This is a genomic window from Terriglobus sp. ADX1, assembly GCF_036877645.1.
Taxonomy (GTDB): domain Bacteria; phylum Acidobacteriota; class Terriglobia; order Terriglobales; family Acidobacteriaceae; genus Terriglobus.
In genome coordinates this window covers 21,342-27,529 of record NZ_JAEDXV010000041.1, presented here as the reverse complement: position 1 = coordinate 27,529, position 6,188 = coordinate 21,342, and the positions used below count along the sequence as shown (strand labels likewise).

Below are 6,188 nucleotides of genomic sequence, written 5' to 3'. Positions count from 1 at the left end.
TTCGACAACACCTTCGTGATCGCCGCCGTCAACGTCGTCTTGCCGTGATCGATGTGACCAATCGTGCCTACGTTTACGTGCGGTTTGCTACGGTCAAATTTTTCCTTCGCCATTGCTCTCTTGCTCCCTTATGCCCTGCGGGCAAAGCTTGAAATTTACTACACCGAGGTGAATGCCTCGTAAACCCTACGCTGCGAAAGCCGGGCATAAAGCCCGGCCTCCTCAGAACTTGCGAACAGCTAAAAGCTAATAGCCAAAAGCTACTTCGCTTCCTTGCCCTGCGTCTTCGCGATGATCTCTTCGCTCACAGCACGCGGGGTTTCCTCGTACTGCTTGAACTCCATCGAGAAGTTACCGCGGCCCTGCGTGCTGCCACGCAGGTTGGTGGCGTAACCGAACATGGTCGAGAGAGGAACAGTCGCCTTGATCGCCTGTACACCGCCCACCATTTCCATGCCTTCAATGCGGCCACGACGCGAGTTCAGGTCGCCGATAACGGTTCCCATGTAGTCTTCGGGAACGGTCACTTCGACAGCCATTACAGGCTCCAGCAGAACTGGCTTCGCCTTGCGGGCAGCTTCCTTGAACGCCATGGAACCGGCGATCTTGAACGCCATTTCGTTCGAGTCAACATCGTGGTACGAACCGTCATACAGGCTCACCTTGATGTCCACCATCTCGTAGCCCGCGAGCACACCACCAGCCATCGCTTCCTGGATTCCCTGGTCAATCGGCTTGATGTATTCCTTCGGAATCGCGCCGCCCTTGGTGTCGTTCGAGAACTCGTAGCCCTTACCGGTCTCGTTCGGCTCGATGCGGATCTTCGCGTGGCCGTAGTTACCCGAACCACCCGACTGACGGATGTACTTGCCTTCCGCTTCCGAGCTGGACTTGATGGTCTCGCGGTAGTTCACCTGCGGCTTACCAACGTTCGCTTCCACCTTGTGCTCACGCATCATGCGGTCAACGATGATTTCCAGGTGAAGCTCGCCCATGCCGGCGATGATCGTCTGACCGTTGGTCTGGTCCGTACGAACGCGGAACGTGGGATCTTCCTGTGCCAGCTTCGCCAGCGCAAGGCCCATCTTTTCCTGGTCAGCCTTCGTCTTCGGCTCCACAGCAACTTCGATCACCGGGTTCGGGAAGTCGATGGACTCCAGAACGATCGGTGCCTTCTCCGTGCAGATGGTGTCGCCGGTAACGAGATTCTTCAGACCCACAGCAGCGCAGATATCGCCGGCCAGAATCTCCGTGATTTCTTCGCGCTTGTTCGCGTGCATCTTCAGCAGACGGCCAATGCGCTCCGTCTTGCGTGTACGCGGGTTCAGAACCGAGTCGCCCGTCTTCAGCGTGCCCGAGTAGTTACGAATGAAGATCAGCTGACCGACGAAAGGATCGGTCATGATCTTGAAGCCCAGAGCAGCAAACGGCTCGTTGTCGTCTGGGCGACGGATGAGTTCCTTTTCTGGATCGTCCGGATCGTGGCCTACCATCGGCGGAATGTCCAGCGGGCTGGGCAGGAAGTCGATAACGGCATCCAGCAGCGTCTGCACGCCCTTGTTCTTGAACGACGAACCCATCAGCACGGGGAAGATCTTCATGCCGATCGTTGCCTTACGGATAGCCGACTTCAGTTCGGCAACCGTCGGCTCTTCGCCTTCCAGATACTTCTCCATCAGCGCGTCGTCGCTGTCAGCAACAGCTTCGATCAGGTGCTGGCGGAATTCCTTTGCCTTGTCCAGCAGATCAGCCGGAATCTCTTCCACGGAGTACTTCGCACCCATGGTCTCGTCGTGCCACAGGATGGCGCGCATCTCAACGAGGTCGATCACACCGGCGAACTTCGCCTCTGCGCCAATCGCAAGCTGCAGCATGATGGCGTTCGCGCCAAGGCGCTCACGGATGGTGCCGGTTGCGTACTCAGCGTCGCCACCGTTCTTGTCCATCTTGTTGATGAAGCAGATACGGGGAACCTTGTACTTGGTAGCCTGACGCCAAACCGTTTCCGACTGGGGCTGCACACCGGCAACAGCGTCGAAGCAAGCCACAGCGCCGTCGAGCACGCGCAGCGAGCGCTCTACTTCAGCCGTGAAGTCCACGTGGCCAGGGGTGTCAATGATGTTGATGCGGTTGCCGTTCCACATGCAGGTCGTGGCAGCCGAGGTGATCGTGATGCCGCGTTCCTGCTCCTGCTCCATCCAGTCCATCGTGGCCGTGCCTTCGTGCACTTCGCCAATACGGTGGTTTACGCCGGTGTAGAACAGAATGCGCTCAGTGGTCGTCGTCTTACCGGCGTCGATGTGAGCCATGATGCCGATGTTGCGGCATTTATTCAGAGCAATTGTGCGTGCCACGGTGTTTTATCTCTTCTGCGGAACGTATTGGCTTCCGCTGCCCTTCGCAGCTTCAGGAGTAAGCCAGCCCGCCTGACTTACTCCTGAATCTGGGTCCCAAGTTAGTACATGTGTGTTACAGCGTTGTAGCAGCTCACGAAAGACGTAAGTGCCATGACGTAACTACCAGCGGTAGTGAGCAAAGGCACGGTTCGCCTCAGCCATACGGTGTACGTCTTCCTTCTTCTTCATGGCCGCTCCACGGCCATTCGCAGCGTCGAGCAACTCGGCCGTCATCTTGTCGACCATGCCCTTCTCGCCACGCGAACGTGCGTAGCTAACCAACCAGCGGATCGCCAGGGAGGTGCGGCGCTCGGGGTTAACTTCAATCGGCACCTGGTAGTTCGCACCGCCAACACGGCGGCTCTTCACTTCCAGCAGGGGCTTCACGTTCTCAACAGCCTTCTTGAACAGGGTAAGAGCGTCATCGCCGCCGCCCTTGGCTTCCAGACCCGTCATGCTTGCGTAGAAAATCTTCTGCGCAGTCGACTTCTTGCCGCCCCACATCATGCTGTTGACAAACTTTGTTACGAGGGTGGAACCGTATACCGGATCCGGAGCTACCTCGCGCTTTGCAATATGACCTTTACGTGGCATCGTTTCTCTTCTTTCTTCTTCCCCCAGCGCCGTAGACTTCTCAAGCAACCTGGGCTTGGGCCCGTCCATTTTCAGGACAGGTCGTTAATTACTTTGCTGCCTGCTTCGGACGCTTTGCGCCGTACTTCGAGCGGCTCTGCGTACGCTTCGCCACGCCCACGCTATCCAGCGTGCCGCGAACGATGTGGTAACGCACACCCGGCAGATCCTTCACACGGCCACCGCGGATCAGCACAATCGAGTGCTCCTGCAGGTTGTGGCCTTCACCCGGAATGTACGAAGTCACTTCGATTCCGTTGGTCAAACGAACACGCGCTACCTTACGGAGCGCCGAGTTCGGCTTCTTCGGCGTTTGGGTGTACACACGGGTGCACACACCACGGCGCTGCGGGGATCCCTGCAGTGCCGGGCTAGCCGTCTTATAGTTCGGCGCCTTGCGGCCCTTTTTTACAAGCTGATGAAACGTAGGCACGATAACTCCCTGAAACTTCGTATCTTGGTTGCTGAACTTTGGGTCTCTGCACCAGTCGCCGGCGAGGCGATGGGCTTTCCTTGACGAGACGCCGCGCACCCAAACCTCAGACGCACTTGCGAACTCCTCCCACCACAGGCACGTCAAGACGCACCACGGGTAGGAAACCTTAGAACCCTTCCACTGTACCAAGAACGATACCGGGCGTCAATGATTCCGACGCCCGCACCGGCTAGAAGACAAAGGAAACGCCCATCGTCACCCGCTGCTGACGCATTGCCCCCTCCTTAAAAGGGCCAAGTACCGTCAGGGTGTAGCCCGGCAGCTCGTTCGGCTCGAAGATGTCATTCTTCGACTTTGACCAGAAATCCGGCTGTCCGGTCAACGTCTCCTTATAGTCCGCCCGTACCAGCAACCGCCGCGACACCCGATACTTCACGCCGCCGCCGTACTGCAGGCCCACCTGGAAGACGCCGCCGCCTTCCAGAGGCGGCGTGGTGCCGTATTTCCACGCGGCGGTCAGGATACCCACCGTGCTCAGTCCAAGCTTGAACCATGGAGACGCCTTGGTGATAGGCGCGTCTGTCATGTGCATCAACCGCAGCGAAGGCCCGGCAAACACGTACGGCCGCCAGCGCGAATCGCGCCGCTTCAGGTGGTACTGCAGGTTGTACCCGAACTCTGTCGTGGAGAGGGTGGCCTCATCAAATCCAAACTGTGATTCCGTTGTCGGATCGGTCTCATCCGGTCCGCTGGCCAGGTTTAGATCCGCAAACTGCAACTGAAATCCGGTTCGGTTGTAGTCAAACGTGAACTCGTGCGACAGGTGTTCCCGCGTGTTCAGTGTCACCGATCCGCCAAGATTCCACCCATTCAAATGCTCATTGCCCAGAGCCAGGATGTAAACGGGATCGTTAATGATGTCATCCGGCAAGAACAGATAGCCCACTGAGCCACCGTTGCCGCCAGCATACCCCGCATATCCACTATGAATTCCGAGTTCCACCGTGTAGCGCGGCAGACCCGATTTCGTCTTCGCAACGGTGCCGGCAGAAAAATCCGGCTTGGTGGGGACTTCCGTGCTCGCCTCACGCGCCTCAGACTCTGAGTGCCCGATGGCATACCGATCCATATCGATCACGGATTCCGTCGGAATGGGCTGTTCGGGAGGCTTGGGATGCTTCAACCCCAACCCCTGCTTCACTCCGCCGTACGCGGTCACCGCAAGGTTGTCGCGCAGCACCATGTTCCGCAAGGTCAACGTCGTCTGGCGCGTAGCCTTGGTGGCGACATTGGGATGAACGGGAATCTCTGCCGTCTGGTCCTTAGCAGGAACGTTGAGTGGAGTTGCGCAATCATTCAGCCTGATCACGGCGATCCGGCCATCCGTAACAATCTCTTCACCGGTACCGTTCTTCGGATGCTCCGGCAGCCACGGCCTTGCGACCAGGTTCAATCCAGTCACGCAACCGGTCAGCATCAGATCGTTCACCACTTTCGTGCGTTCGTGATCAATGTTGTGATCGATCTGGTGGATGAACGTCTTCTGGTCCGCAGAAAATCCAATGCCAATATCCTGCGTCGACGAAGAAAGCCAGACCTGCTCGCCGTCCCATTGATCGTTCGTCGAAAACACGCGCAGATGATGCCGTTTGGAGAAGGTATCCAACGTCTTCGCTAATGCGTACGTTGGCTTCTTGCCATCCAATGTCAGCAGTGACATCGGGGCCCGGTGATACGCGTCCTGCTCGGAGATGGAGCGGATTGTTTGATAGGTCGACGTCGCTGTCAGATCATCCACCTGCATCCATCCAGCGGCGTCGAAGGCCCGTTGAATCGCATCCGCCTTGCCGATCAACATAAGGTTCGTCATGTCCGACGGCACTGGCTTCGGTGACGTCATGGTGCGGAACGGCTGCTTGCGAATCATCGCCTGCAACTTCGTCGTGGCCGCCTCATCCTCCGCAACCGCTGCAATTCCCGGCTCAGCGCCGACGCCCACTTGTAGAGGAGTAGTAGTTAGGAGAATTAACTCCGCATTTGCCGGAAGCGAAATCTCAGGATCAGAAAATCGCAACAACGAAGCGGAGGAAGCCGTTGTAAACACCAGCGCCACGGGATTGCTGAACGCCAACGTGCCCACAGCGCCAGACGCACGATGACTTAGCGTCGAGGTCGATCGCACACCAGAGATGCGTCCATCCTTCTGCACTACCTCGCGCGAATTCTCAATCTGCGCCACCTTCGCAGTAATCGGCAGCACCGTGCCATCGGGCAAGATAATCCGCTCCATCGCCAAACCGATGGATGAAGTCTCATGTTTCAGGCCAAGCCCCACGCTATTCAAATGAACGACGCGGCCCTCAACTTTGCTGCCCAATGGCAGCACCACCTTATCGCCTTGTAAAACCGGGGCGGCAAGAATCGCACGCACCGGCGAGCCTTCCTTTGACGTATGCGTGGCCACACGTTCCGTCAGCCGAATCTCCAGCGGAGTCTTTTCTGGCAGCACCACCTGTGCCACCGAACCATTGCACAACAGCGCCAAAGCGCCCAATTCCATCACGCGGCGAACCGCAAACACGAGCGTTCTCACTGCTCTGCTCCATCGCTCTTAGATTTTTTGTGTTGACGAAGCTCATCTTAACCGCCCTACATTGCTGGGCCTATGCCAGTTTGGTGTGAGGCTGTTTCCCGCTGCAAATACTGCCGTACTCTCTGCTAGC

The 6,188-nt window shown here is 57.6% G+C and carries 5 protein-coding genes; all 5 read right to left on the bottom strand.

All coding sequences use genetic code 11. The features are described from left to right. Positions 1–113, bottom strand: a 113-nt coding sequence (locus JAO32_RS18545) for a GTP-binding protein (protein ID WP_334242911.1), incomplete at its 3' end; no start/stop codon positions are given. A 147-nt stretch (positions 114–260) separates the two neighbouring features. Continuing rightward, positions 261–2,354: an elongation factor G gene (gene fusA, locus JAO32_RS18540; protein ID WP_334243164.1), complete on the bottom strand. Its 2,094-nt coding sequence runs from the start codon at positions 2,352–2,354 to the stop codon at positions 261–263. A 162-nt stretch (positions 2,355–2,516) separates the two neighbouring features. Next, positions 2,517–2,990: a 30S ribosomal protein S7 gene (gene rpsG / locus JAO32_RS18535; RefSeq protein WP_047497937.1), complete on the bottom strand. Its 474-nt coding sequence runs from the start codon at positions 2,988–2,990 to the stop codon at positions 2,517–2,519. An 88-nt stretch (positions 2,991–3,078) separates the two neighbouring features. Then, positions 3,079–3,462 (bottom strand): 30S ribosomal protein S12, encoded by a 384-nt coding sequence (gene rpsL / locus JAO32_RS18530; RefSeq protein ID WP_047497934.1) that lies wholly within the window; start codon positions 3,460–3,462, stop codon positions 3,079–3,081. A gap of 232 nt (positions 3,463–3,694) precedes the next feature. Further along, complete coding sequence (locus tag JAO32_RS18525) at positions 3,695–6,058, bottom strand: LssY C-terminal domain-containing protein (RefSeq protein ID WP_334243159.1); 2,364 nt, start codon at positions 6,056–6,058, stop codon at positions 3,695–3,697. Positions 6,059–6,188 lie beyond the last annotated feature (130 nt).

Excerpts from the sequence above, each read along its gene's own strand:
- rpsG (WP_047497937.1), bottom strand. The coding sequence starts at position 2,990 with ATGCCACGTAAAGGTCATATTGCAAAGCGCGAGGTAGCTCCGGATCCG.